The sequence below is a fragment of the Streptomyces sp. NPDC001852 genome, from assembly GCF_042891825.1.
Lineage (GTDB): Bacteria > Actinomycetota > Actinomycetes > Streptomycetales > Streptomycetaceae > Streptomyces.
Genome location: NZ_JBIATN010000046.1, coordinates 19,328 through 41,998, shown reverse-complemented (window position 1 = coordinate 41,998; position 22,671 = coordinate 19,328). Strand labels below are relative to the sequence as shown.

Genomic DNA, 22,671 nt, shown 5'->3' with positions numbered 1-22,671 from the left:
TCAGCAGGACAACAAGCCACCCTGGGCAGGGGTGAGTGGGCGCCGGTGCGTGAGGGAGCACCGGCGCCCACGGCTTTCCGGCAACCGTGGAGAGAAAGAACCATGCAGACGACCGACACCCCGGGCCGTACTGTGCAGCGCAGGGATGCTCACTCCAACCGCCGACGCATCCTCGCGACCGCCCGGCAGAAACTGCGGAACGACCCGGACGCGAGCCTCGACAGCATCGCTCAGGCGGCCGGCGTCGCCCGGCGCACCCTCTATGGACACTTCCCCAGCCGGCAGGCGCTGATCGCCGACCTGACACAGGAAGCAGGCCATGAACTCCGGCAGGCGTTCGCCGGAGCCCGTACCGCGGATGCCGACCCGGTCGAGGCAATGACACGGATGGTGCTGGCGGCATGGACGGTGGGCGACCACTACCGCATGCTCATCACCTTGGGACGGCGCCACCTGGGAGAGGACGCGATCCGCAGCACCCTGGCACCGGCCCGCGCGGAGGCCGTCGCAACCCTACGGCGCGGTCAGCGCGAAGGCGTCTTCGCGGACCACCTTCCAGCACCCGTCCTCGCCCAAGCACTGGAGGCACTCATGCTGGCCCTCGCCGAGGAGAACGCCGCATGCCGGTGGCCGGACCCCACTGGTGAGGCCGCGGCAACCGCGTTCCTCGTCGCCGCCGGCGTAGCACCACAGAGGGCCGCGCTTCAGGTGCAGCAGGTCATCGGGCGAGATCGGGCAGCGGGCGACGGGTGACCTCGTGGGCGTCGTCCGCAGCGAGGCCGAGCATGCGCAGGACCATCTCCGCCAGGTCGGAGGCGGCCTCGTCGCCGTCGAGGTCGGGGCGGGCCAGCCGGAGCGTCACGAGGGACATGAGGGTGCCGCCCACGGCCGACAGCGCGGTGGTCGCGTTGGCGCAGTCGAAGCGACCCGAGGCGATGCCGATCTCGAGGTCGCGCAGCGCTCGCGGGGCGAGGCCGCGGTCGGAGTGGATGTAGGCCAGACCGCGGTCGCGCAGGATTCGCATGAGTTCCGGGTGGGAGTCGGCCATCCGGGCGGTGAGCCGGAAGCCCGCCGCGACCAGCTCGGCCGGGTCGTCGATGCCTTCCACGCGCTCGTCGACGACCTGCCCGAACTCCTCCAGGGCGTCCGTCACCGCCGCGTCGAACAGCTCCGTCTTGGACTCGAAGTGGTTGTAGAAGGAGCCGAAGCCGACATCGGCGCGCTCGGCGATGGCCTGGATGCTTGCGCTCGTGTCCCCGGTTTCCGCGAGGATCTGCCGGGCCGCGCGGACGAGCGCCTGGCGGGTCTCGGCACGGCGTCGCTCGAAGCGGTTCTTGGGCGGGGCTGACGTCGGCATGCGGCCCAGTGTAACCGCCGCAAGGATGACACTGCCATTACTGATGCGATCCTCAATACTTCGGCTTCAGCCTATTGACGATGAGGTTCGGCAAAGCTGATGATTTCCTCATTACGGCAGTGTTGCTTGGAGGACACCATGTCCCACATCCCCGTTAACAAGGGCGGTCCTCTGACGCCCCACCAAGACCTCCACAGTGAGCAGGGCGCCCTGCGCGGTGAACACCCCGGACGAGCCCGGAACCCCGTGATCAAAGTGGCGGACCTGGCCTGGCTGGAGTTCGAGAAGCCGGACCTGGACCGGGCCGAGGTCTTCGCCCGCGACTTCGGGTTCGCGATCGCCGCACGCACCGAGGAGGCACTCTGGCTGCGCGGCACCTTCGCGGGCCCACCCTGCATGGTCATCCGGCGTGGGCATGCGTCCCGCTTCGTCGGGCCGGCGTTCCGCGCGGCCGAGCGCAATGACCTCGACCGGCTGGCCGCAGCCACCGGCACTACCGTCCGGGACATCAACGTGCCCGGCGGAGGGAAGTCGGTCTCGCTGCTCGACCCCTCCGGCCTCCCGGTCCGCGTCGTGTACTGCGGCGAGCCGCTGCCCGCGCTGCCGGAGCAGGAGCCGCTGATCCTGAACTTCGGCACGGACCACCGTCGTACGAACGCCACCCAGCGCCCTCCCCGTGAGCCGTCCCGCATCCAGCGGCTCGGCCACGTGGTGCTGGAGACGAGGACGTTCACCCGCACCCTGGACTGGTACCTGGACGTCCTCGGCATGATCGTTTCCGACTTCCTGTTTCTCGACGGGCAGCGCGGGCGCGGGCCGACCATGGCGTTCATCCGCTGTGACCAGGGCAGCCTGCCGGTCGACCACCACACTCTCGCCCTGCACCTGGGGCCCGGCACCGGGTACGTCCACTCCGCCTACCAGGTCACCGACCTCGACTCGATCGCCGCCGGCGGCGAGTACCTCGCCGAGCGCGGATACCGGCGCAGTTGGGGCATCGGCCGGCACATCCAGGGCAGCCAGCTCTTCGACTACTGGCGCGACCCCGACCACTTCATGCTGGAGCACTTCGCCGACGGCGACCTGTTCTCCTGCGACCTCGAACCGGGGTGGGCGCCGATGTCCGCGAGCGGCCTGGCCCAGTGGGGCCCGCCCGTCACGCGTGACTTCCTGGGCGCGAGCCCGTCCCCGGCCAAGTTGCGCGAGGTCATGAGGGCCCTGCGCGACGACAACGAACTCGACCCCGCACGCCTGCTGGGCCTGATGAAAGCGATGAGCTCATGAGCACCAACGTCCTGCGCACCACCGACGGCTGGTGGGTCGTCCGCGACGAGCGGGCCGTCCGCATCGACACCAAGGCCGTCACCACCGCCGAGTTGCTCGCCGACCGGGACGCGGTCAGCGAAGCCGCCGCCTCCACCGACAGCGGTACGCCCGTCGTCGACCTGGTGGCGCTGCCTCCGGTCACCACCCCGTGCCGGGTGGTCGCCCAGATGGTCAACTACCGCAGCCACGCCAAGGACTCCGGCTTCACCGGCGACATCCCGCCCACCTTCTTCCGGAAGGCGTCCGGCTCGGTCAGCGGTCCTCACGACGCAATCGTCCGCCCGTCGCACGTGAAGTTCCTCGACTACGAGGTGGAACTCGGCCTCGTCATGGGCGCGCCCCTGCCGGTGGGCACCGTCGTGGAGGAGCAGGAACTGCCGCGCTACGTCGCCGGGCTGGTCCTCACCAACGACGTCAGCGCACGCGACGTGCAGCTGACCAAGACCCAGTTCTACGAGAGCAAGTCGTACCCGACCTTCACACCGACGGGCCCGTACCTGGCGCTGCTGGAGCCCGAGGACTTCGCCCATCTGCTGAACCTGCGGCTGCGGCTGAACGTCAACGGCGTACCGCGTCAGGATCGCACGCTCGCCGACATGATCGTACGGCCCGCGCAGGCCCTCACCCTGCTCGCCCGCTTCCAGACCCTCGACCCGGGCGACCTGCTGCTGACCGGCACCCCCGGCGGCACCGCATTGAAGGCCCCGCCCGCACCGGTCGCGAAGATCAGTGCGCTGCTGCCGCCCGCGGTGAAGTGGAAGGCGTTCTTCAAGGGCCAGGCCAAGAACCCGCGTTACCTGCGTGACGGTGACCTCATCACCGCCACGATCGCCACCCCCGACGGGCGGATCGACCTCGGTGAGCAGCGCACCGCCGTGGCGGACGCGAGGTGAGCGCCGAAGCCCGGCGACCGGTGGTGATCATCGGCGCGGGACCGGTCGGGGTCACGGCCGCCCTCCTGCTCGCCCGGCACGGGGTGCGCAGCCTGCTCCTCGAACGCCACCGGGACATCTACCCGCTGCCACGCGCCGTCGTCGCGGACGACGAGATCTGCCGGATCCTGCAGAGCGTCGGAATCCACGAGGAGTTCGCAGCCGTCTCGCGCCCGGCGCCGGGCCTGCGGCTCCTGGATCCCCGGCGCCGCCTGATCACCGAGTTCCCGCGATCGCTGCATGGCCACCACGGCTTCGCGCAGACCAACATGTTCGACCAGCCCGAGCTGGAGCGCCTGCTACGGCGCGCCTTGGCGCGCCGCCCCGAATGCGAGCTGTGGAGCGGCGTGGAGGCCGTGTCCGTCACGCAGCCCGCCGACGGGACGGCTCCGGTGCGGGTGACCTTCCGCCGCGACGGCAGCGACGAGGAGGAGCACCTGTGGGCCGACGCCGTCCTCGGCTGCGACGGAGCGGGCAGCCTCACCCGTGACGCCATCGGTGCCGCCTGGGAGGACCTGCACTTCGAGGAGAGCTGGCGGGTCATCGACGTGCGCACCAGCCGCCGGGTGAACAGCTGGGAGGGAGCCGAGCAGATCTGCTGCGCCACCCGTCCGGCCACCTACATGCGGGTCGGCGAGGACCGCTACCGCTGGGAGTTCCGGCTGGACGACGACGAGAGCCTGGACGGCGCGGAGGGCCGGGAGCGCCTGCGCGAGCTGGTCGCCCCTTGGGTGGATCTGCCGTCCGACGGGCCGGAGGGCGACGACTTCGAGGTGATCCGGCAGGCCCAGTACACCTTCCGGGCCCGCCTCGCCGACCGCTGGCGCCAGGGGCGCGTCTTCCTGCTCGGCGACGCCGCCCACCTCACCCCGCCCTTCATCGGGCAGGGCCTGTGCGCCGGCCTGCGCGACGCCTACAACCTCACCTGGAAACTCGCCCGCGTCCTCCAGCAAGGCACGGACGAACGGCTGCTGGACACCTACGAGCACGAACGCAAGCCGCACGCCCGCCACATGATCCGTCTCGCAGTCTCCGTCGGCTGGGCCATGACCGGCGGACAGGACCGCGGCGCGGCCATCCGCCGGGCCGTGGTGGGCGCGGCCTGCCGCATCCCCGGCGTGACCGCGGCGGTGAGCCGCGACCTCAGCCCCGCACTGACCGCCGGCCCACTCGTACGGCGTCACCCCCGGCTGACCGGCCGTGCACTGGCCGGCACCTTCTGCCCGCAACCCTGGGTGATCGTCGACGGCAGGCGAGAGCGCCTGGACGACATCCTCGGGGACTCCTTCGCCGTGCTGACCGCCGTACCGCCCACGGCACGGATGACGGGCTTGGCCACGGCCCTGGGCGCATCCGTGATCCATGTCGGCGACCTGGACGACGACGGCACGCTGGCCGCCTGGCTGTCACGCGGCCGGGCGGACGCCGTCCTCCTGCGCCCCGACCGCGTCGTGATGGACACCGTGCCCACCGGCACCGGCGACTTCACGGGCACCGCCGCCTGGGCTCCCCTGCTGCACACGGCCCGCCGCCCCGCCGAAGCCCGGCCTGCACCCTGACGAGGAACACCACACCATGACCACCCCGCACTCCACGCCCTGTCCGGAGCCCTTCCTGCCGCCCGACCCCCAAGCGGCCGCCGGCAGCCGCATCGCGGACTTCGCCCGCTGGGCCGCCCGACAGCAGGGCGCCGAAGGGATTCCGGACCCGACCGACTACCAGGCCCTGCACCACTGGTCCGTCACGGACCTGGAAGGCTTCTGGGCCGCGGTGTGGGAGTACTTCGACATCGACTCCACCACTCCGTACGAGCGGGTGCTGGCCGAAGAAGCCATGCCCGGCGCCCGCTGGTTCCCCGGCGCCACCCTCAACTACGCCCACCACGCACTGCGCAACCTGCACCCCGACGCCCCCGCGATCACCGCACTGGACGAGACCGGAGCCGCCTACGAGATCACGGGCCGGCAGCTCCGCGCCCAGGTCGCCTCCGTCGCGGCCACCCTGCGCGAACTGGGCGTCGGACAGGGCGACCGGGTGGTCGGCTACCTGCCCAACACCCCCCACGCCGTCATCGCCTTCCTCGCCACCGCCAGCCTGGGCGCGGTGTGGTCGGTATGCGGCCAGGACTACGCACCCAAAGCCGCCGCCGACCGCTTCGCCCAGCTCGAACCCACGGTGCTCATCACCGCGGACGGCTACCTCTTCAACGGCACCCGCCACGACCGCCGCGCCGCCTCCCGCGACCTCGCCGCCGCCCTTCCCACGCTCAAGGCCACGGTCCTCGTGGATCACCTGGGCCTTGCGTGGCCCGCGACCCGGGCCGCGAGGCTGACGGTTCCCTGGGAGGACGCGGCCGGCCGCACCGAGTACCTCACCATCACTCCGGTGCCGTTCGACCACCCGCTGTGGATCGTCTTCTCCTCCGGCACCACCGGACTGCCCAAAGGCATCGTCCACGGCCACGGAGGCGTCCTGCTGGAACACCTCAAGACCCTCGGCCTGCACAGCGACCTGGGCGTCGGGGACCGCCTGCTGTGGTACACCACCACCCACTGGATGATGTGGAACCTGGTCGTCTCCACCCTGCTGACCGGTGCCGCCACCTGCACCTACGACGGCAGCCCCGCGCCGGTGGCGCGCCCGGACATCCTGTGGGAGCAGGCGGCCCGCCACAAGGTCACCGTCTTCGGCACCAGCCCCCAGTACCTGCTGGCCATGGCCAAACTGGGCATCGAACCCTCCGCACACGACCTGTCGGCCATCCGCGTCATCGGCTGCACCGGCTCCGCCCTGCCCGCCTCCGCCTACCCCTGGGTCCGCGACCACGTCGGCGCAGGGGTCCAACTGGCCTCCACCAGCGGCGGCACGGACGTCGTCTCCGGCTTCGCCGGCAGCGCACCCACGGCCCCCATCTGGGCGGGAGAGCTGTCCGCCCCCAACCTGGGGGTGGCACTGGCCGCATACGACGAGGAAGGCTCTCCCGTAACCGATCGGGTGGGTGAACTCGTCGTCACCCGGCCCATGCCGTCCATGCCGCTGTACTTCTGGAACGACCCCGACGGCAGCCGCTACCGCGACGCCTATTTCTCCGCCTACCCGGGCGTGTGGCGGCACGGCGACTGGATCACCCACACCTCCCACGGCTCGGTCATCGTCCACGGCCGCTCCGACGCCACCCTCAACCGCAACGGCGTACGCCTGGGCAGCGCCGACATCCACGACATCGTCGAACACCTCCCCGAGATCACCGAGGCCCTCGTCATCGGCGCGGAGGAACCCGACGGCGGCTACTGGATGCCGCTCTTCGTGGTCCTCGCCGACGGGGTCGGTCTGGACGAGTCCCTGTGTGAGAAGATCCGCGACGCGATCCGCACCGGCGCCTCCCCCCGCCACGTCCCCGACGAGATCCTCGCCGTACCGGCCCTCCCGCACACGAAAACCGGCAAGAAGCTCGAGGTCCCCGTCAAGCGCCTCCTCCAGGGCGCACCCGCCGACCAGGTCCTCAACCCCGCGGCGGTCGACAACCCCGACCTGATCGCCTACTTCGCCCGGTTGGGCGCAGAGCGCACCAAGCAGTCAGCACACGACATGTGACTGACGACCAAAGACTCGGCTCCAACAGAGCCTGCCCCGACGCGTGCTGCCAGGGCGGAGATCCCGCCCAGGCACCGCACCATCCGCAACACCGATGTAAGAGAGAAACCGTGAGCATCACCGACCGCGCACCGCAGGCCCTCGACCTCCTCGACGACGCCGGGCGAAAGCTGCTGTTCACCGAAGCCCGCACCGCGAACGCCTTCACCGCGACGGCCGTCACCGACGACGAACTCGCCTCGATCTGGAAACTCGCCCGCTGGTCGCCGAGCGCCGCCAACGGCCAGCCCCTGCGTGCGCTCTTCGTGCGCACCAACGAGGGCAAGGAGCGACTGGTCCGGCATCTCGACGAAGGCAACAAGGCCAAGACGCTTCAGGCTCCGGCCGTGGCGGTCCTGGCGTACGACGTCGACTTCCACGAGCAGATGCCGACCGTCTTCCCGGCCCGCGGCGAGATGCTGCGAACGGCGTTCGCCGACCAGAAAGAGAAGCGCGAGACCATCGCGTCCTACAACTCGGCGCTGCAGACCGGGGTCTTCCTGCTCGCGGTGCGCGCGGCGGGGCTCGCGGCCGGCCCCATGGCGGGCTTCGACAGGGCCGGCGTGGACGAGGAGTTCTTCGCCGGTACCAGCTGGCGTTCGCATCTGGTGGTCAACATCGGTCACCCCGGTGCAGACCCGTGGTTCCCGCGACTGCCCCGCGTACCCGTCGAGGACGCCGTCGCCTGGGCCTGACGGCACTCTCGCCGTCTGGCCGCGCGGGATTCGAAGTCCGAGCACCCGAGGGTGGTCGGCTCAGAAGTAGAGGCGCCATGCCGGGGGCGCCGTTGCTCTCGTGAGTACCGGCGCTCAGGCGCGGCACGCCATCGACAGCTCGGCTGCACTTCGACCGGGGAGGCCGCGAGAAGAACCCCATCACTCCGCAGCGGGGAGAGCCCGAGGGCGCGGAGGTCACGCTCGGTTCCAGCGCTGGTCGGCGCTGCGTCGGCGAAGTCGGTCGATGTGTCGGGCGACATCATCGACACGCGCCGCGAGGTCAGGGTGGTCGGACGCAAGGTATGTGGCCTGTACCCGCTGCTCGCCCGTGCACCCGGGCTGTCCGGGGCGTATGCGCAGGTAGCGGCGTTCGGCGGCCTGACGAGTGGAGACGCCGAGGGGGTGGGCGAGGTCGGCCCAGCTGACGCCCGCGTCCCGGGCCGCTTCGATCAGGCCCGGTTCCCATTCGGCGAGTTGATCGCGTGCTTCGCGGAGCAGCAGGAGCGCTGCGAGCGTCTGCTCCGAGCTGGTCCGGCCGGGGTCGGGTTGCTCCTCGTCCCGCGTTGTCCGGGCGGTGTGCAGGGCCTCGTCAACGGGCATGTGGCCTCCGACACGGGTGTCGTCATCTCGACGACTGTCTGGGCATGTTCGGCTGTGCGACGGACGCCGCGATCGCCGGCGTGGAACACCATGTCGCACGAGTCCGCGACAGCAACTGGCAGAGAGGACCGGTTGCCACAGGCTCCGCTCGACGCACGGTTTCTCCGCCGCTTCGGTCATGGCTCGATCAGGATCGCACCAGAGATCGCGGCACCTTGATGTTCCGTGAGCGCAGCCATTCGCCGAGCGCTTTGGCCTGCGAGTCGAGCCGCAGTGTCGAGGTCGCGCCGGTCCCGAGCAGTCCTCGAATGAGGAAGTTGACCGCGCCCAGGTGGGGGAGTTCGTAGCGTGAGATCTCCAGTTCGCGCGTTTCGGGAAGAAGGCGCCGCACCTCGTCGATGGTGAGGGTGGACTTGAGCCAGTCCCATGCCTCACGGTCGCGTACCCAGACGCCGAGGTTCGCGTCGCCGCCCTTGTCGCCGGAGCGGGCGTGCACGATCTCACCGAGTGGGGCGACGATGAGTTCGTCCGTCCGCGGTGCAGGCACCGATTGCGGGAGCGCCGGCTCGGCCCGCGGCGTCACCTCGCCACCGGTGTCGTCCGGGTTGCCGGGGGCGATGGTCTCCGTCGTGCCGTCGTGGTGATGGACCGTGTGATGGAGCGTCCGCTGGTCGAGCAGTGCGGGCCAGTAGACACCGAACGCGGACCCCGGTTGCGGAGGGCCGAGGGCGTACAACCCGGGGTAGCTGGACAGGGCCAGTTCCACCACGCGCGAGGAGAAGGCGCGCCCGGCCGCTTGCTGCGTCCCCTGCACGGTGATCCTGAGCAGCTCGGTTCCCGCGTTCTGGGTGTCGGGGTCGTGCTGGGCCTGCCCGATGCGCTCGACGGCGACCGCGTCGAGGCCGTCGGCGGCCGCGGCGTAGCGGTGGACGAATCGCTCGACCAGGGCGGCCTTCGCGTCGAGGTCCGTGCCGGTGAGCGCGAGGATCGCGCTGTTCGTCCAGCCTCCCACCCCTGTGATCGCGACCTTGGTCGTCTCGGGTGGCGCCGAGCCCCGCACGCCGCTGATCCGGACGCGGTCCTCGCCGAGGCCGGTCAGCGTGGCGGTGTCCAGGTGGGCGGTCACGTCCGGGTTGAGATAGGCGGGCTCACCGATCTCGTAGAGCAGTTGGGCGGTGACCGTGTCCGGGGTGACCGTGCCGCCGGTGCCTGGGTTCTTGGTGATCACCGAGGAGCCGTCCGCGGCGATCTCGGCGATCGGGAACCCCGGCTCCATGAGGTCGGGGACAGTACGAAACCCGGAGAAGTTGCCGCCGGTCGCCTGTGGCCCGCATTCGATGACGTGTCCGGCGGCGACCGCGCCGGCCAGGGCGTCGTGGTCGTCAGGCGTCCATCCCCACCACCAGGCGGCCGGTCCGACGACCAACGAGGCGTCGGTGACGCGGCCGGTGACGACGATGTCGGCGCCGTTGCGGAGGGCGCGCGCGATGCCGAATCCGCCCAGGTAGGCGTTGGCCGTCAGCGGCTGGTGCGGCCAGTCCGACAGCGGCTGACCGGTCGTCAGGTGGGGCAGGGTATGGCCCGCTTGCCGCAGACCGTCGAGGCTGCCGAAGACGTCGTCGCCCTCGATGTGGGAGACCCGCAGGTCGTGACCGTGGCGTGCGACCAGTTCACGGGTCGCGGCGGCCAGCCCGGCGGGGTTGAGTCCTCCGGCGTTGACCACGAGCCTGATCCCGTTCGCGACGAGGTGCTCGAGCGCCGCGTCGAGGTGCTGCAGGAAGGTGGTCGCGTACCCCTTCGTGTTGTCCTTGGCGCGCGCCTTGCCGAGGATCAGCATCGTGACCTCGGCGAGGTAGTCACCGGTGAGGACGTCGATGCCGCCCGCTCGGGCCATGTCGGCCATGGCCGATGCCCGGTCGCCGTAGAAGCCGGAGCAGTTCCCGACGCGGAGGGGACGCTGCCCCGGTACTGATGCTGACGTCATGCCGACTCTTTCGGTGTAGAGGTGCCAGGACCGCCGGTGTTCCCGGTCCTGCTGACCCGTACCGTCCCTTCGAACCCCGCCTCGCCGGAGGGGTGCTCCTCGACCAGCTCAAGGGTCATGCGGTCACCCTCGACCTGCGTCACCCGGGCGGTGTAGACCAGGTCGGCCGGCGCATAGGCCGGCTTGCGCAGGCGGTAGACGACCTTCGTCACGCGCCACTCCGGTCCGAGACCCTCGGTGACGCAGCGCAGGGCGAGCGCCGCCCGCAGGTGGGAGTGCAGCACGACAGAGCCGTGGCCCTCCTCGCGTGCATAGCGGTCGTCGAAGTGGATGCGGTGCGGGTTCCAGGTGACCGCGCTGTAGCGGAACAGCTGAAAGGGCGTGGCCGTGTGCTTGAGCCGGGGGAGCATGTCCCCGGCCTGGAAGCTGATGGACACTACGACTCCTGCAAGGGGTTGCGCAGTACGACGGTGCGCCGGTTGCGATTGAGGACGGCACCCTCGGCGGACATGAACGTGTTGATGGTGGTGACGAACACGCAGGTGCCGGAGCGGGTCTGTTTGGGGGTGACCGCCTCCAGGGTGGCCTCGAGGACCACCTCCGTCCCCGCGGTCACGGGAGAGACCAGCTCCATCTCCTCGCCGGCGCCCATCACACGCAGCCCCAGGTCGCCGTCACCGAGGGGTATGTCACCGCCGACGGGAGTTCCGTCGGGCTGGAGCTGCGCCTCCGGGGTGCCGATGCCCCACTCCACGATCGCGGCGAGCATGTTCGGTGGCGCCACGACATCCGCGTACCCGGCCGAGCGAGCGGCCACCGCGTCGTAGTGGACCGGGTCCGTGGCGCCGATGGTCAGTGCGTAGCGGCCGATGGTCGCCGCGTCCAGCGTGCCGAGGCTCCGGCGGGTGAGGACGTCTCCGGTCCGCGGCTGGGTCTGGGCGTAGTACTCCGCCAGCGGAGTGCCGGGTTCAGGTGTGGACATGCCTCGGATCCTCACCGTTGATCTGGGTGCCGGCTTTGCCGGCCGCATTCGCGTGACCGGGAAGCTCCGCGAGAACCTCCCGGGTCGACCGGCCCAGCGGCGGCGCGGTCCGCAGCGGGCCCACCGGTGAGTCGCTGAGCCTCAGGGGGCATCCTGGGACCGGTACCCGGCCCCTGGCCGGGTGCTCGACGTACTGGATCATGCCGCGCTGGATCAGATGCTCGTCCGAGTCGACCTCGCGGATCGACTTCACCGGCGCGCAGGGCACACCGGCGGCCTGCAGGTCCCGCACCAGCTCGGCACGTGTCCGGGTCCTGGTGCGGGAAGAGACCTCTTCGTCGACCGCGTCGATGTGGGCGACCCGGTCCTTCTGCGTGCGGAACCTGGGGTCGTCGATCAGCTCGGGCCGGCCGAGCGCGGTCGCCACGCCGCGCCAGTGCCGCTCGGCGATGCAGATGATCGCCAGCCATCCGTCGCTGGTCCGGTAGATGTTGTACGGCGCGACCGCCATACCCGTATGCCGGTTCCCGGTGCGCTCGGGAAGCTGCCGCTCGGGGTGGTTGTGCAGGCCACCGAGGCTCGATGCCAGCATCGGGTAGATGGTGTCGTGCATCGAGACCTCGACGACCTGCCCCCGTCCCGTGCGCTCGCGCTGGAACAGGGCCGCGCTGATCGCCCCGAACAGGTGGATGCCGCCGGAGAAGTCCACGAACGCGGCGCCGGCCTTGGTCGGCGGCCCGTCGGGCACTCCGGTGGCCGAGGCGCTTCCGGACATCGCCTGCACGGTGATGTCCATGGCCGACATGTGGGCGTATGGCCCCGTGGACCCGTAGCCCTTGCCGCAGGCCACGATCAGCCGCGAGTTGTGTTCGAGGAGCCGCTCCGGGCTGAGCTGGAGGCGCTCCATCGTGCCCGGCGCGTAGTTCTCGATGAGCACGTCGGCGGTCCCGACCAGATCGAGGAGCGCCTGGCGACCGGCGTCGGTCTTCAGGTCGAGCACCACACTGCGCTTGTTGGAGTTGAGCATCACGAACTCGTGGGACTCGATGGGCTCGTGCGAGCGGAAGCGCAGTGGCTCACCGCCGGGTGGCTCGACCTTGATGACGTCGGCGCCCAGTTGTGCGAGCAGGAGCCCGCAGTAGGGGCCGTTGTAGATCTGGCCCAGTTCCAGGACCCGGATGCCGTCGAACGCCGGTCGCATGGCTGCTCCCCTGCCGATCAGGACTTGATCACGCCGGCGGCGCCGCCGTGGATGTAGCCGACCGGTCCGGTGCCCTGCGCCGCAGCCGCGGTCTCGGTCAGGTGCTGGAGGGTCACCGCGTCCATGACCGAGTGGAAGGTGCCGTCCTCGTTGAAGCTGACCTGCGCACCCTCGATCCAGGCCAGGGCAACGGTGTCCTCGGTGTTGTCCTCGGGGGTGTAGAAGGTGTGCACCGAGCCGCCGGGCTCGTACAGGTAGGAGCCCGCCGTCTGCGGCTGGTCGGGGTACTCGCGGTACAGCCAGCGGCCCTGGATCGTCCACACCTGAGCCGTACCGGTGTGGTAGTGGATCGGCAGCTCGACACCGGGTGCCAGGGTGGACAGGAAAACCCACTCGCCGCGCTCGGGGTCCAGGCGCAGCGTCTGGATGTGAATGCCGGGGGCGACAAGATCCTTGAACAGCGGGATCTGGTCGATGTTGACGGTCAGAAGCTCACCCTGCGGCAGAGAGACGAGCGGCAGCGGCGCGCGGCCGCCGTACGTGCTGATCACCGTGGGAGACGCTGGTGTGGTCATGTTCGGGCCTTTCGGTGTAAATGCCGATCTTCCGGACATGCAACGTGCGAGGGGTACGGGGATGCAGCGTACGTATTTACGTATGTCGCACCGGATTTCCGTACGCCACGTGACGCTACGATGCCCCACGCCTCCGTGACAAGACTCGTGCGCAGAGTTATGGCGGACGGGACGGTGCTAGCATCAGCCGCATGCCCGTCCGCCCGCATCGCACGGTTGACCGAGTGATCGGGATCCTTGAAGCCGTGGCCCAGAGCCCGCAGGGCGTGACACTGGCTGAGCTGGCAGCCACCCTGGAGGCGGCGAAGAGCTCCGTTCAGGAGCTGACCAACGGCCTTCTCGCCCGCGGCTATCTCATAGAGGACGACCGCCGGTTCCACCTCGGACCAGGGCCCTTCGTCCTCGCCGCGCGCGCGAACAAGCTGGCCGCCCTTTCACTCGATCACAACTTCCTGGCCGAGTTGAGCAGGATCCTCGGCTGCACCGTCCTCGCCGGGGTGCGCGTCGGGGACGCCCTCGTCTACACCGACCACGCCGGTCAGGAGTCACCAGGCCTGACCTTCGTCGCGCGCACCCACGCCCGCCGCCCCCTCTACACGACCGCTGCCGGTAAGACGCTGCTCGCCCATGTCCCCGACGAGGAGATGTACCGGCTCCTGGAGCTGGCCAGTGCCGAGCAGACAGGAGAGGTCCGGCAGTTCCTCGCGGAGCTGCCCGAGATCCGCTCCCGCGGACTCGCCTTCAACCGCGGAGTCACGTTCAAGGATGCTTTTGCCGTGGCCACGCCCCTGTTGGCATCCGACGGCAGTCCGATAGCGGCGATCAGCGCAGCGATCGACCCCGCAGAAGCGGATCGTCTCGACGACGTCGGTGAAGAGCTCAAAAAGGCAGTCGCCGTTCTCGGCCCCCAGTACGGGCCCAACCGCGCTTGATCCCCCTGTGCGGGTGCGCGGCCCGGCTGTCGCCCTCCGGCGCGGTCCAGCCGTCGCGGCAGCGCCGACGCGGGCCTCAGTAGATCTTCACCAGCAGGAGGGCCGAGTCGTCGGCGCGGTCTCCTGATGGCTGGGCGTGGGCGAGACGTGTGTCGGCGACGTCGTCCAGCGGGCCGGTGGCTTTGGAGAGCGCTGTCGCGAGGTCGGCGGGGGCGGTTTCGTGGTCGCTGCCGGGGATTTCGATGAGTCCGTCGGTGTAGAAGCCAGGAGGGTGCCGGGGGACAGAGGGACGTCGTGGTGGGGTACTCCGCGCCTTGGGGCTCCAGTGACCACGCGTGTACGCAAGGGCGACGGGCTGACCAAACCCCTCCCCGCGGTGACATGCGCGGCCCTGGTCGCCTGGTATCTCGCACTCCTCGCCGGCCTCTGACCCGTTCCTGGAAACTGTCGGCGGCCACGCGTCCTGTTAGCGAGCCCACGGCGGGGCTGGCAGACTGAATCTGTGGTTCCGCTGACGGTCGCGGCGGATCAGATCGCGTCCTCATCGCTTACCGGCGCCAGTGTGGTGTCAGCCTGTGCACTGCTCTTCACCGTCGCGTCTTTCTGGTGGCTCAACGCCCGACAGGGACGCCTGAAGGCGTGGGAACCTCACGCCTTCGCGGCGATCGTCCACGGTTCCACGGCACGCCTACGACTGCCGCTCATCCTGCACAACACCGGTCCCAAACCGATCGTCGTACAGGACATCATCTTGACCTTCCCAGATGAGCCCGCCTCTCATCTGCCGCTCCTGTGGGTGTTCTCCCCGTCCCAGCTCCAACCGGGGCCGGACGAGGAGACGAAGCTGCCGGCCGGCTTCGTCGTGCCCGGCAGAGAAGCGCAACAGCTCTTCATCGAGTTCGAGGCACCGTTCTCCGGATTCCTCCCGGAGGCCCGTGACTACAAGGCCCAGATACAGGTGCGGGTCGGCCACCGCAAGGGCTGGCGTCCCCTGCTGACGTTCATCCTGAGGGCCGCCAACATCATCGATCCAGATCACTACACCGTCTACAACAACGCACCGCTCGAGCTGACGAAGGAAGACCAGAAAAGAGCGGACGCTGCACTTCTCGAACTGCTGGAAGAGCACGGGGACGGCTCCCCTCCGGGCGGCAGGAGGCAGGGACACCCTCCGAATGACGAAGGTGACGCCGACACGAGCCGCTGACATCGCCGTCCGTCCTCTGACGTGGACAGCGGTGGCACCGGCCCCGGCGGTGCCACCACAGCCACCACAGCCACCACACCGATCACTCGCGCCAGCCGACGCAACCGGCCGCCGCGAGGTCGAGCGCGATGTCCGTGATCATGTCCGCCTGGCCGCCGACTGTCCTGCGCCGGCCGGCTTCGACAAGGATCGCCCGGGCGTCCAGGCCGTGACGGCGCGCCGCGGCAACGGCGTGCCGGAGGAAACCGGAGTACACGCCCGCGTACCCGAGGGCGAGCGTCTCGCGGTCCACCCGCACCTAGCGCACACCCGCAAGGACCTGCCGTCCGATTGCCCCGGCAGCACTGCTGAACCAGGCGTCGTCAACCACACCGCACATGACTGGCCGTTCATATGGACATGGATTTCATTTCCATCTACGGTGGAGCGTGCCGACCCGGCACGAGCCACACAGGGGGTGATGCGCCATGGGCGGCCGGACGACCCGACAACGCAAGGCGGTCACGCGGGCACTCGCGGGCTGCCAGGACTTCGTGTCGGCCCAGGACTTGTACGCCCTGCTGGTGGCCGGTGACCACGCGATCGGCCTGACCACCGTCTACCGCGCCCTGCGCGAGCTGGAGGCGGTCGGCGGCGTGGACGTCGTACGCGACGAGGCCGGCGGGCGGCTCTACCGGCTGCGCCCGGCCGACGGGCACCGCCACTACCTGATATGCCGCGGCTGCGGCCGCAGCCGGCCGGTGGACTCCGGGGTCGTGGAGGAGTGGGCGGGCCGGATCGCCGCCGCGACCGGCTTCACCGCGGTGGAGCACACCGTCGAACTCACCGGCGTCTGCGCCGACTGTCTGCCCCACACCGACGGAGGCCGGCCGTCCAGGGACGGAGATGAAGGAGAGGAACAGCCATGCCACTGGGATCGCGGCCCGGGCCTCCGGGGCCCAGTCCGCAGCTGCGCGAGCTGAAGGAGACCGTGCGTACCCTGCTCGATCTCGACGACGACACCGCCGTCCTGATCCGCCAGCTCGCCTGCACCGAACCGGGCTGCCCGCCGCTGGAAACGGTCGTCGTCGTGCTGCCGATGGAGGGCGACGCCAGCCGCTGGACGCTGCACCGCCCCGCCGACCACATCACCGAGGACGACCTGCGGGCCGCCCTCCTCGCCACACCCGAACAGCACGACTAGGAGACCGACTTGACCACCCCCGAACCCGGCGAGCCGCGCGCAGAACGGGTCCCCGTCACCGTCCTGACCGGCTTCCTCGGCTCCGGCAAGACCACCCTCCTCAACCGCATCCTCACCGAGAACCACGGCCTGAGGATCGCGGTCATCGAGAACGAGTTCGGCGAGGTCGGCATCGACGACGCCCTCGTCCTCGACGCCGAGGAAGAGATCTTCGAGATGAACAACGGCTGCATCTGCTGCACCGTGCGTGGAGATCTGATCCGCATCCTGGGTGCGCTGATGCGGCGCCGCGAGAAGTTCGACCACATCCTCATCGAGACCACAGGGCTGGCCGACCCCGCGCCCGTCGCGCAGACCTTCTTCATGGACGACGAGATCGCCGGCCAGCTGCGGCTGGACGCCATCGTCACCCTCGTCGACGCCGCCCACGTGCTCCAGCACCTGGACGAGGTCAAGCCGGAGGGCGTGGAGAACGAGGCCGTCGAGCAGATCGCCTTCGCCGACCGGGTCGTCCTCAACAAGACCGACCTGGCCGACGAGGAGGCCATCGGACAGGTCGTGCGCCGCATCCGGGCCATCAACGGCGGAGTACGGATCATCCCCGCACAGCACGCACGCATCAATCTCCACGAAGTGCTGGACGTGGGCGCGTTCGACCTGGAGCGGGTGCTCGCCGACGATCCCGCCTTCCTCACCGAGACCGAGCACCAGCACGACACCACCGTCACCTCGGTCGGCATCGAGCTGACGGGCGAACTCGACGAGGACCGGCTCAACTCCTGGCTCGGCCAGTTGCTCCGAACCAAGGGCGTCGACCTCTTCCGCTCCAAGGGCATCCTCGCCATCGCCGGAGCGCCCAGGCAGTACGTCTTCCAGGGCGTCCACATGCTGCTGGACGGCACCTTCGGACGCGACTGGCGCGAAGGCGAAGCCCGCACGAACAAGCTGGTGTTCATCGGCCGCAACCTCGACCGCGAGGCCCTCGAACGCGGTTTCGCCGACTGCCTGGCCACGGCGGGAGCGGCCGCGTGAGTACGACGGTTCAGTCCCCGCTCGCCTGGGAGGCCTGCGTCGACGACGCACCCGTCGCGCTGAGTGCGCGAGGTGATGTGGTCGCCGTCGCCGGGGCCGAGGGGACGGTGAAGGTCCTCGACGCGGCGATGGGCGCCGAGATCGGCGCGTTTGACCTTCCCGGAGGCGCACTCGCGGTCGCGCTCTCCCCGGATGCCGGGCACGTGGTGGCGACCGGCCCCCTGGGGTACGCCCTGTGGCGCCGCTCCGACGGGCGTACGACGGTGCGGGAGTCCGGCGCCTGGTCGGCCGCCGCCGCCTGGGCCGACGGCACACGGGTCGCGGTCGCCTCCGGCCGTCGCGCGCTCGTACTCGACACGGATGGCGACGAGTTGTGGCGCACGGAACCCGCCGCGTCCACCGTCACCGACCTCGCCTGGATGCGGCAGGGACGGCGCCTGGCCGTGGCGGCGTACGGCGCCGTGCGCTGCCACGAGCGGCACACCGAGAAGCCGGTCGCCACCTACCCCTACGTCGGCTCCCACCTCGCACTCGCCGTCGCGCCCACCGGGCGGTGGATCTGCAGCGGCAACCAGGACGCCTCCATCCATATTTGGCGTGCCCGCGACGGCGGCGAGCTGACCATGTCCGGCTACCCGGAGAAGGTCTCCCGCCTCGCCTTCGACGACACCGGCTTCTGGCTGGCCGCCGACGGCGCACCCGACGTGACCGTGTGGGACTTCTCCGGCAAGGGCCCGGAGGGCACGGCACCGCGCTCCCTGCGCTGCCATGAGACGGTCACCGCGCTCGCCTGGCGTCCGGGCGCGGCCGGGCATCTGGCCAGCGGCGGCGCCGACGGCACCGCAGCCCTGTGGCACGCCACGGCCGGGCGGCCGCAGGCACGCCTGCGGCCGGTGCGCGAGCTGGACGGCACCGGCGAGGCGGTCGCCGCACTGGCCTGGGCGGGCCCCCATCTGCTGGCCGTCGCCTGGCGGGACGGCCGGATCCGGACGTACGGCTTGCCGTCCCGGAACGCACTGTGAACCGGTCCGTGATCCGGGCGGCCTCTGCCCGGCCCTGCACGCTCGTCGTGTGCCGGGGCTGCTGCTGCGGCAACCCCCGCAAGCACCCCGGCACCGACCACGCCTGGCAACTGGAACGCCTGAGCGCCGGCGCGGCTCAGTACGGCTTCCAGGTCCGTACGACGGACTGCCTCGGCCCCTGCGACCAGGCCAACGTCATCGTCGTCCAGCCCTCCACCGCCGGGCGCCGGGCCGGAGGACGCGCCGTCTGGGTCGGCTTCGCCATGGACGACGACAGCACCGACGACCTGCTGAGCTGGGCAGCGCAGGGCGGACCCGGCATCGCCGAACCGCCCGCCGCCCTGGCCCTCCAGCTCATCCGCCCGCCGCGCGAGGCCCGCGCCCGTGCACGCCGATGAGCTCGACGCCGACGGCCGCGACGTCCTCGCGGCCGCCCGGCTCGACGAGGCCACCGCCGCCTCCGTCGCCACAACGCTCCAGGCCCTGGCCACACCGTCCCGCCTGCTGATCCTCACCACCCTGCGGCAGCGCCCGTACCCCGTCGGCGAACTCGCCGCCGTCATCGGCATGGAACAGTCCGCCGTCTCCCACCAACTGCGCCTGCTGCGCGCCCTCGGTCTGGTCACCGGCCGCCGCGACGGCCGGCGCATCGTCTACAGCCTCTACGACGACCACGTCGCCCGACTCCTCGACCAGGCCGTCCACCACATCGAGCACCTCCGCCTGGGCGTGCGCGACCAGCCCGTCAGTTGAGGTCGGCGACCTGCTGGGGCGCGGGGGCCGCGCGGAGCCGGTCGGGCAGCGTGCCGTCGTCGGGCATTCCGGCCCGCAGCCACGCCCCGATCGTCTCGGCGTCGGCTTCTGTCACCAGCGGACCGAGGCGTACGACGATCCCAGCGGGAGTGCGGTCGACCCCGCACGGCTGCACGGCGGCGTAGAGCCCGCGGCCCCTGCGGCAGTGCAGCACCTTCCCGAGGCAACCGGTGGAGACCATCACCCCGTGGGGGCACTGCTGGACCGTACGGCGCAGCTCGTCCATCGCCCGCCCTCTCGCGGCGGCACGGCATGAGCCGCAGACCACGAGGGTGAAAGGGCGACTCCGACGGCCGCCTGCGCTATCGCTCATCTCCGTGTCTCCTCCGTATGAGTGAAAGGGATCCCCTGTTCGCCGCCAGGGAAGCTCCAACACGCCGTATCCGACAGCAAGTTGAGGCTCGGGGGATTTGACAGCACCCGGCCGCACCACCAGCCTATGCTCATGACATCCATTTTCAATACGGGGGGTGGCTAGGCATGCGCGTTGCCTTCGTCGGCAAGGGCGGTAGCGGCAAGACGACCCTGTCGGCCCTCTTCTCCCGTCACCTGGCGCACTCGGGAGCGCCGGTCGTCGCGATCGACGGCGACATCAACCAGCACCTGGCCCACGCCCTGGGTCTCGACGAGGACGAGGTCTTCGCCGCCCCGCCGCTCAGTGCGCGGACCGGCGAGATCAAGGACTACCTGCGGGGCACCAATCCGCGGATCCCGTCCCGCGAGGCCATGGTCAAGACAACCCCGCCCGGACGCGGCTCCCGGCTGCTGCGGCTGCTCGGCGACGACGAGATCCACGGCCACCACGTCCAGGAGGTCGGCGGCGTACCGCTCATGGTGACCGGCGCCTTCGACGAGAGCGACCTCGGGGTGGCCTGCTACCACTCCAAGCTCGGCGCGGTCGAGCTGTACCTGAACCACCTCGTGGACGGCCCCGGCGAGTACGTCGTCGTCGACATGACCGCCGGCGCCGACGCCTTCGCCTCCGGGCTGTTCACCCGCTTCGACATGACGTTCCTGGTCGTCGAGCCGACCCGCAAGAGCGTCTCGGTGTACCGCCAGTACCGCGATCACGCGGCCGAGTTCGGCATTCCCATCGCCGCCGTCGGCAACAAGGTCACCGGCGAGGACGACCTGCTCTTCCTCAAGCAGCACGTCGGCGACGACCTGCTCGCCCACTGCGAGCAGTCCTCGTACGTCCGCGCCCACGAACAGGGCCGCGGCCACGGCGGGCTGGAGCCGCACAACACTCGCACCCTGGACCTGCTGCGCGCGACTGTGGACGCCCGCCCCAAGGACTGGGCCGCCTTTCAGAAGCACGCCGTGGACTTCCACCTGCGCAACGCCGCCGCCTGGGCCAACGAGGCCACCGGCCAGGACCTCGCCACCCAGGTCGACCCGGACTTCCGGCACGGCCCCGCATCACTGACCGCCTTCGCCTGACCCCACACCCCCCAAGACCAGAGCCTCAGAGAGCAAGAGAACAGGACAGCCCTTCATGTCACTCGACGTCTCCCCGCAGCTGCTCGCCGTAGCCGAGAACGGCGAGGTACGGGAGCAGGACTTCGTGGAAGCGGTGCGCACCTCCCTGCCGTACGCCTATGACCTCATCGCCCGCCTCGCGGAGGAACTGCGCTCCGGCACCACGGAGTTCGCCGACAACCAGACCCAGCCGCCCTCCGAGAAGGAGCGCGGCCAGCTCCTGCGCGCCCTGTCCAGCGACGCCATCCGGGGCAGCCTGGAACGCCACTTCGACATCGCCCTCGCCTTCCAGAACTGCCACCGCGTCGCCGCCTTCCACCCCGACGCGCGCGGCGGCGAGACCCACACCCGCTTCACCTCGCTGCGGGCGCAGATCCTCAACCAGTCGCCGGAGTACCGCGACTGCTGAACCACTGCCGCTCGCGACCGCCGGCTGCCGGAACCGGCGTTCGGTAATCAGGCCGGCCACGTCACCCCTTGGCGGCCGTCGCCCACCAGGACACGGTCCTCGTGAGCGACGGCCGCCAAGGCTTGTCGCGGCGGCATCCGCCGCACCCCCTGCCTGCGCAGTCCCCGGAGCAGTCGTACGTCCGGTCAAAAGATGGCAACGGTTTTCATCTGACATTGATCTGAAAATCATTTCCATCTAGCGTTGAAGTGTCGCCACGCAGCCGGCGCCTGTCCGTAGCGCGTCCGGTATCGCCCGAAGGAGCTCCCGCATGTCCACCGCCCCCGCCTCCCGTTCCGCCCGGCCGACCGCGAGGATCGCACTGGTCACCGCGACGGCCGCCCTGACGGCCGTGACGGCGACCGCCTGCTCGACCTCCTCCTCGCACACCACCGACACCGCCGCGACCGGCAGCGGCAGCGGCTCGGGCAAGACGATCCAGGTGGTGGCGGCCGAGAACTTCTGGGGCAGCATCGCCTCCCAGCTCGGCGGCAGCCACGTGAAGGTGAACAGCATCATCACCAACCCGGACACCGACCCCCACGACTACGAGCCGACCGCCGCAGACGCCCGCACCGTGGCCGGCGCCCAGTACACGATCGTCAACGGCATCGGATACGACGCCTGGGCCGACAAGCTGCTCGCCGCCAACCCCGGCAGAGGACGCACCCAGCTCAAGGTCGGCGACCTGGTCGGCATCAAGCCGGGCGGCAACCCGCACCGCTGGTACTCCCCGGACAACGTCCACCAGGTCATCGAGAAGATCACCGCCGACTACAAGAAGATCGACCCGGCCGACGCGGCCTACTTCGACCAGCAGAAGAAGACCTTCGAGACCAAGACGCTCGCCGGTTACAACAAGCTCATCGCCGATATCAAGGCGAAGTACGCGGGCACGCCGATCGGTGCCTCCGAGTCCATCGTCACGCCCCTCGCCGAGGGCCTGGGTCTGAAGATGCTCACCCCGGAGACGTTCCTGGACGCGATGAGCGAGGGCTCCGACCCCACGGCCAAGGACAAGGCCACCATCGACCAGCAGATCAAGAACAAGAAGATCAAGATCTACGTCTACAACTCCCAGAACTCCACGCCGGACGTGCAGGCGCAGGTCAAGGAGGCCAAGGCCCAGGGCATCCCGGTCGCCACGGTGACCGAGACCCTCGCCCCGGCCGGGGCCTCCTTCCAGCAGTGGCAGACCACCGAACTGCAGGGCATCGAGCAGGCCCTGGCCAAGGCCACCGGGAAGTGA

General features: G+C 70.2%; 25 protein-coding genes and 2 pseudogenes. 17 read left to right on the top strand and 10 right to left on the bottom strand.

Annotated features, from left to right (window positions below; all coding sequences use genetic code 11):
* The first annotated feature begins 102 nt into the window (after nucleotides 1-102).
* Nucleotides 103-753 (top strand): TetR/AcrR family transcriptional regulator, encoded by a 651-nt coding sequence (locus ACFYZB_RS42970; RefSeq protein ID WP_388767317.1) that lies wholly within the window; start codon nucleotides 103-105, stop codon nucleotides 751-753.
* Here the strand turns inward: ACFYZB_RS42970 and ACFYZB_RS42965 are convergent.
* Complete coding sequence (locus tag ACFYZB_RS42965; protein ID WP_351204513.1) at nucleotides 719-1,357, bottom strand: TetR/AcrR family transcriptional regulator; 639 nt, start codon at nucleotides 1,355-1,357, stop codon at nucleotides 719-721. The genes ACFYZB_RS42970 and ACFYZB_RS42965 overlap by 35 nt on opposite strands.
* 138 nt (nucleotides 1,358-1,495) lie before the next feature.
* Between ACFYZB_RS42965 and ACFYZB_RS42960 the strand changes: the two genes are divergently transcribed.
* The 5 genes from ACFYZB_RS42960 to ACFYZB_RS42940 all read left to right on the top strand — a co-directional run bounded on the left by ACFYZB_RS42960 (nucleotide 1,496) and on the right by ACFYZB_RS42940 (nucleotide 7,943).
* Complete coding sequence (locus ACFYZB_RS42960) at nucleotides 1,496-2,641, top strand: VOC family protein (protein WP_388767316.1); 1,146 nt, start codon at nucleotides 1,496-1,498, stop codon at nucleotides 2,639-2,641.
* Entirely contained in the window at nucleotides 2,638-3,576 is a 939-nt protein-coding gene (locus tag ACFYZB_RS42955; protein ID WP_388767315.1) for a fumarylacetoacetate hydrolase family protein, read from the top strand. The genes ACFYZB_RS42960 and ACFYZB_RS42955 overlap by 4 nt, the downstream gene beginning before the upstream one ends.
* The gene (locus ACFYZB_RS42950) at nucleotides 3,573-5,174 is read left to right on the top strand and encodes a bifunctional 3-(3-hydroxy-phenyl)propionate/3-hydroxycinnamic acid hydroxylase (RefSeq protein WP_388767314.1); all 1,602 of its coding nucleotides are present in this window, start codon (nucleotides 3,573-3,575) and stop codon (nucleotides 5,172-5,174) included. Before ACFYZB_RS42955 ends, ACFYZB_RS42950 begins: the two co-directional genes overlap by 4 nt.
* 16 nt (nucleotides 5,175-5,190) lie before the next feature.
* Nucleotides 5,191-7,209, top strand: a complete 2,019-nt coding sequence (locus ACFYZB_RS42945) for an acetoacetate--CoA ligase (protein WP_388767313.1) — start codon at nucleotides 5,191-5,193, stop codon at nucleotides 7,207-7,209.
* Nucleotides 7,210-7,319: 110 nt separating this feature from the next.
* Nucleotides 7,320-7,943, top strand: coding sequence for a malonic semialdehyde reductase (locus ACFYZB_RS42940; RefSeq protein WP_388767312.1), 624 nt, complete (start codon nucleotides 7,320-7,322; stop codon nucleotides 7,941-7,943).
* Between the two features lie 216 nt (nucleotides 7,944-8,159).
* Here ACFYZB_RS42940 and ACFYZB_RS42935 read toward each other — a convergent pair whose 3' ends face one another.
* The 6 genes from ACFYZB_RS42935 to ACFYZB_RS42910 form a co-directional block, all read right to left on the bottom strand.
* Complete coding sequence (locus ACFYZB_RS42935) at nucleotides 8,160-8,564, bottom strand: hypothetical protein (RefSeq protein ID WP_388767311.1); 405 nt, start codon at nucleotides 8,562-8,564, stop codon at nucleotides 8,160-8,162.
* Between the two features lie 187 nt (nucleotides 8,565-8,751).
* Nucleotides 8,752-10,548 carry an acyclic terpene utilization AtuA family protein gene (locus ACFYZB_RS42930; RefSeq protein ID WP_388767310.1) on the bottom strand — a complete coding sequence of 599 codons (1,797 nt, stop codon included), beginning with the start codon at nucleotides 10,546-10,548 and terminating at the stop codon, nucleotides 8,752-8,754.
* Nucleotides 10,545-10,985 carry a hypothetical protein gene (locus ACFYZB_RS42925; RefSeq protein WP_351204499.1) on the bottom strand — a complete coding sequence of 147 codons (441 nt, stop codon included), beginning with the start codon at nucleotides 10,983-10,985 and terminating at the stop codon, nucleotides 10,545-10,547. Before ACFYZB_RS42925 ends, ACFYZB_RS42930 begins: the two co-directional genes overlap by 4 nt.
* Nucleotides 10,985-11,530, bottom strand: coding sequence for a MaoC family dehydratase N-terminal domain-containing protein (locus tag ACFYZB_RS42920; RefSeq protein ID WP_388767309.1), 546 nt, complete (start codon nucleotides 11,528-11,530; stop codon nucleotides 10,985-10,987). Before ACFYZB_RS42920 ends, ACFYZB_RS42925 begins: the two co-directional genes overlap by 1 nt.
* A complete protein-coding gene (locus ACFYZB_RS42915; protein WP_388767308.1) occupies nucleotides 11,517-12,731 on the bottom strand; it encodes a CaiB/BaiF CoA transferase family protein in 1,215 nt (404 codons plus the stop codon). Before ACFYZB_RS42915 ends, ACFYZB_RS42920 begins: the two co-directional genes overlap by 14 nt.
* Before the next feature lie 17 nt (nucleotides 12,732-12,748).
* The gene (locus ACFYZB_RS42910; protein WP_388767307.1) at nucleotides 12,749-13,306 is read right to left on the bottom strand and encodes a 2,4'-dihydroxyacetophenone dioxygenase family protein; all 558 of its coding nucleotides are present in this window, start codon (nucleotides 13,304-13,306) and stop codon (nucleotides 12,749-12,751) included.
* A gap of 191 nt (nucleotides 13,307-13,497) precedes the next feature.
* Here ACFYZB_RS42910 and ACFYZB_RS42905 point away from each other — a divergent pair, with 191 nt between their 5' ends.
* A complete protein-coding gene (locus ACFYZB_RS42905) occupies nucleotides 13,498-14,238 on the top strand; it encodes an IclR family transcriptional regulator (RefSeq protein ID WP_388767306.1) in 741 nt (246 codons plus the stop codon).
* Between the two features lie 76 nt (nucleotides 14,239-14,314).
* Here ACFYZB_RS42905 and ACFYZB_RS42900 read toward each other — a convergent pair.
* A pseudogene (locus ACFYZB_RS42900) lies at nucleotides 14,315-14,488 on the bottom strand (hypothetical protein); the annotation flags it as partial.
* Nucleotides 14,489-14,740: 252 nt separating this feature from the next.
* Between ACFYZB_RS42900 and ACFYZB_RS42895 the strand changes: the two are divergent.
* On the top strand, nucleotides 14,741-15,445 hold the full coding sequence (locus tag ACFYZB_RS42895; protein WP_388767305.1) for a hypothetical protein: 705 nt from the start codon (nucleotides 14,741-14,743) through the stop codon (nucleotides 15,443-15,445).
* Between the two features lie 82 nt (nucleotides 15,446-15,527).
* Here ACFYZB_RS42895 and ACFYZB_RS42890 read toward each other — a convergent pair.
* Nucleotides 15,528-15,743 (bottom strand): annotated as a pseudogene (locus tag ACFYZB_RS42890) (4-hydroxy-2-oxovalerate aldolase); the annotation flags it as partial.
* 169 nt (nucleotides 15,744-15,912) lie between these two features.
* Between ACFYZB_RS42890 and ACFYZB_RS42885 the strand changes: the two are divergent.
* The 6 genes from ACFYZB_RS42885 to ACFYZB_RS42860 are packed head-to-tail and all read left to right on the top strand — an operon-like array spanning nucleotide 15,913 to nucleotide 19,435.
* Nucleotides 15,913-16,407, top strand: a complete 495-nt coding sequence (locus ACFYZB_RS42885) for a Fur family transcriptional regulator (RefSeq protein WP_388767304.1) — start codon at nucleotides 15,913-15,915, stop codon at nucleotides 16,405-16,407.
* An 8-nt stretch (nucleotides 16,408-16,415) separates the two neighbouring features.
* Entirely contained in the window at nucleotides 16,416-16,628 is a 213-nt protein-coding gene (locus tag ACFYZB_RS42880; protein ID WP_351204485.1) for a hypothetical protein, read from the top strand.
* Between the two features lie 9 nt (nucleotides 16,629-16,637).
* Nucleotides 16,638-17,660 carry a CobW family GTP-binding protein gene (locus ACFYZB_RS42875; RefSeq protein WP_388767303.1) on the top strand — a complete coding sequence of 341 codons (1,023 nt, stop codon included), beginning with the start codon at nucleotides 16,638-16,640 and terminating at the stop codon, nucleotides 17,658-17,660.
* Entirely contained in the window at nucleotides 17,657-18,682 is a 1,026-nt protein-coding gene (locus tag ACFYZB_RS42870; RefSeq protein WP_388767301.1) for a WD40 repeat domain-containing protein, read from the top strand. The genes ACFYZB_RS42875 and ACFYZB_RS42870 overlap by 4 nt, the downstream gene beginning before the upstream one ends.
* Nucleotides 18,679-19,080 (top strand): (2Fe-2S) ferredoxin domain-containing protein, encoded by a 402-nt coding sequence (locus ACFYZB_RS42865; protein WP_388767300.1) that lies wholly within the window; start codon nucleotides 18,679-18,681, stop codon nucleotides 19,078-19,080. The genes ACFYZB_RS42870 and ACFYZB_RS42865 overlap by 4 nt, the downstream gene beginning before the upstream one ends.
* On the top strand, nucleotides 19,067-19,435 hold the full coding sequence (locus ACFYZB_RS42860) for a metalloregulator ArsR/SmtB family transcription factor (RefSeq protein WP_351204477.1): 369 nt from the start codon (nucleotides 19,067-19,069) through the stop codon (nucleotides 19,433-19,435). Before ACFYZB_RS42865 ends, ACFYZB_RS42860 begins: the two co-directional genes overlap by 14 nt.
* On the opposite strand, the gene ACFYZB_RS42855 is transcribed toward ACFYZB_RS42860, so the two are convergent.
* The gene (locus ACFYZB_RS42855) at nucleotides 19,428-19,808 is read right to left on the bottom strand and encodes a hypothetical protein (protein WP_388767299.1); all 381 of its coding nucleotides are present in this window, start codon (nucleotides 19,806-19,808) and stop codon (nucleotides 19,428-19,430) included. The genes ACFYZB_RS42860 and ACFYZB_RS42855 overlap by 8 nt on opposite strands.
* A 167-nt stretch (nucleotides 19,809-19,975) precedes the next feature.
* Here ACFYZB_RS42855 and ACFYZB_RS42850 point away from each other — a divergent pair, with 167 nt between their 5' ends.
* From ACFYZB_RS42850 to ACFYZB_RS42840, 3 genes are all read left to right on the top strand, one after another.
* Nucleotides 19,976-20,935 (top strand): adenylyl-sulfate kinase, encoded by a 960-nt coding sequence (locus ACFYZB_RS42850; RefSeq protein ID WP_388767298.1) that lies wholly within the window; start codon nucleotides 19,976-19,978, stop codon nucleotides 20,933-20,935.
* Nucleotides 20,936-20,990: 55 nt separating this feature from the next.
* Complete coding sequence (locus ACFYZB_RS42845) at nucleotides 20,991-21,383, top strand: SCO5389 family protein (protein WP_388767297.1); 393 nt, start codon at nucleotides 20,991-20,993, stop codon at nucleotides 21,381-21,383.
* Between the two features lie 310 nt (nucleotides 21,384-21,693).
* Nucleotides 21,694-22,671 carry a metal ABC transporter solute-binding protein, Zn/Mn family gene (locus ACFYZB_RS42840; RefSeq protein ID WP_388767296.1) on the top strand — a complete coding sequence of 326 codons (978 nt, stop codon included), beginning with the start codon at nucleotides 21,694-21,696 and terminating at the stop codon, nucleotides 22,669-22,671.